General features: G+C 64.4%; 2 protein-coding genes. Both read right to left on the bottom strand.

What is annotated here, in order from left to right:
• Positions 1–105: 105 nt before the first annotated feature.
• Complete coding sequence (istB, locus tag GIW79_RS29440; protein WP_083375454.1) at positions 106–861, bottom strand: IS21-like element helper ATPase IstB; 756 nt, start codon at positions 859–861, stop codon at positions 106–108.
• 17 nt (positions 862–878) lie between these two features.
• Positions 879–2,393, bottom strand: coding sequence for an IS21 family transposase (istA, locus tag GIW79_RS29435; protein ID WP_038408847.1), 1,515 nt, complete (start codon positions 2,391–2,393; stop codon positions 879–881).
• Positions 2,394–2,596 lie beyond the last annotated feature (203 nt).

The following is a 2,596-nucleotide window of genomic DNA, read 5'->3' as shown; positions in this document are numbered from 1 at the left end:
TGCGGATTCCACGCCATTCGGACACTCAGCCCACGCTGATCCGGACACCTGTTCCACGATCATTCGGACAGGCAGTCGGAGCGCAGCGACGCAGGGGTGGCATTGTTAGTCTGAGGTGCCCGGCGTCGTCAATTTCTGCGTCCGTTTGCGCATTGATTCACCCTCCAGATTGATCCGATAAGCGTTGTGCACCAGGCGGTCGAGGATGGCATCGGCCAGGGTCGGATCGCCGATCAGTTCGTGCCAGTTGTCCACCGGCATCTGGCTGGTGACGATGGTCGAGCGCTGGCCGTAACGGTCGTCCAGTAGCTCCAGCATGTCGCGCCGTTGCTCGCCGGTGAACGGGGCCAGGCCCCAGTCGTCGAGGATCAGCAGGTCGGTCTTGGCGTAGCTGCTCATCAGCTTGGCGAAGCGGCCGTCGCCATGGGCCAGACCCAGTTCTTCCAGCAAACGTGGCAGGCGCAGGTAGCGCACGCTGTAGCCCTCCCGGCAGGCCTGGTGGGCCAGGGCGCAGGCCAGCCAGGTTTTACCCACGCCGGTGGGCCCGTTGATGATCAGGTTGAGTCCGTCGCGTAACCACTGACCGCTGCTCAGCTGGAGGATCAGCGCCTTGTCGAGTCCGCGCGGGCTGCGGTAGTCGATGTCTTCGAGGCAGGCGTTGTGCTTGAGCCGGGCCTGACGCAGGCGGCTGCTGAGGCGCTTGTCGTCGCGTTCGGTCAGTTCGCGGTCGACCAGCAGGCCGAGGCGTTCCACGAAGCTCAGGCTGTCGATGTCGGGGGTTTTCAGTTGCTCGGCGAGTGCCTTGAGCATGCCGGTCAGGCGCAGGGTCTGGAGCTTGTCCAGGGTCGGATGGGGCAGCATGGTGGGATTCCTTGTGTTCAGTGGTAGTAGCCGGGGCCGCGCAGATTGGCGTGGTCGTCCGGCAGCAGGGGCAGGTTGGCTTGAGCCAACGGCAGGCTTTCCAAACCCTGGCGCAGGATCGATTCGAGGCTCTTGTAGCTGCACGCACCGAGGCTGAGGGCGCGACGGCAGGCCAACTCCAAGCGCACTTCGCCATGGGTCTTGCCCAGGCGCAGGATGCCCAGGCAGGCCCGGTAGCCTTGGGTTGGGTGGATGCGCCGTTCGAGGATGTGGCTGATCACGCCGGCCGTGTTCGGCCCGGTCTGCTCAGCCCAGCGGATCAGCCGTTGTGGCGTCCACTCGGCGTGCTCGCGATGGCTCTTGGGCATGTGCTCGGCCTGTGTGCTGTGCCGGCCCTTGTGCGGTGAGCGAAGGTGGCTGGCCACCCGCTGATTGGCGTGGAAGCACTCCACCGTGCGCGCTGTCAGGCGTACTTCCAGTTGTTTCTTCACCAGTTGGTACGGCACCGAGTAGTAGTGCCCATCAACCTCGACGTGGTAGTCGATGTGCACACGCGCCTTCTTCCACTCGGCATACACGTAGGGTTGCTCCGGCAGCGGCCGCAGCACCGGACGATCCAGGGCTTCGAAGGCCGAGTGCCGGGAGCCCGGCAGCTTGCGAAACGGTCGTCGGTTGAGGCGCTCCAGCAATAAGGCGATGGCGCTGTTGAGTTCGTTCAAGGAGAAGAACTGGCGGTTCCTCAGCGCGGCGAGGATCCAGCGCTCGACCACCTGCACGCCGACCTCGGCCTTAGCCTTGTCGCGCGGCTTACGCGCCCGCGCCGGCACCACCGCCACGCCATAGTGCTCGGCCAGATCGCGGTAGCTCGGGTTGATGTCCGGCTCGTAGCGATGGCTCTTACTCACCGCGCTGCGCAGGTTGTCCGGCACCACGATCTCCGGCACGCCCCCGAGGAAGGCGAAGCAGCGGGTATGCGAGCCCAGCCAGTCCGGCAACTGCTGCGACCAGGTGGCTTCGGCGAAGGTGTAGCTGGAGGCGCCGAGCACCGCGACGAACACCTGCGCCTGGCGGATCTCGCCGCTGTGCCGGTCGATCACCGGCACCGTCTGCCCGGCGTAGTCGACGAACAACTTCTCGCCGACGCGATGTTCCTGGCGCATCACCACGTCCAGCTTGCCCTGCCAGGCCCGGTAGTGCTCGCAGAACCAGCTGTACTGAAAACCCTGCGGCTGGCTCAGGCGATACTCCTGCCAGAGCAGCGCCAGGGTCACGCCGGGGCGACGCAGCTCGGCGTGCACCCAAGACCAATCAGGCAGTGGCCGCTGCTCACTGGGCACCGCAGGGGCCAGTGGGAACAGTTGCTGTTCCAGTTCGGAATCGGACAACGAGCAGGGCCAGGCTAGACCGCTGGCGGCAAAGCGACAGAGGTAATCACCGGCACTGCTGTGGCCTATGCCCAGACTGCGGGAGATCTTACGGACAGACAGCCCGCAATCGAACTTGAGGCGCAACACCTCACGGATTTTACGCATGGACAAACGCTCCACGACGACCTCTCTGCTTCGAAAAAGAGGTCGATGGTAGTGAATAAATCCTGCGTAGCTGCCTGCCTGGAAAGTGTCCGGATGGCCGTGGAATCGGTGTCCGGATGCTCGTGGAATGAGTGTCCGGATCAGCGTGGAATCACTGTCCGGATGTGCGTGGAATGGGTGTCCGAGTCAGCGTGGAATCCGCA

The organism is Pseudomonas sp. PA-7-1E (assembly GCF_021605325.1).
GTDB lineage: Bacteria > Pseudomonadota > Gammaproteobacteria > Pseudomonadales > Pseudomonadaceae > Aquipseudomonas > Aquipseudomonas fluorescens_BV.
Note: the sequence above shows the minus strand (reverse complement) of the source record. Positions and strands in the feature narration are given on the sequence as shown.

What these genes read in the sequence shown, in the direction of transcription:
- istB (WP_083375454.1), bottom strand. Translation starts at nt 861, where the DNA reads ATGCTGCCCCATCCGACCCTGGACAAGCTCCAGACCCTGCGCCTGACC.
- istA (WP_038408847.1), bottom strand. Translation starts at nt 2,393, where the DNA reads ATGCGTAAAATCCGTGAGGTGTTGCGCCTCAAGTTCGATTGCGGGCTG.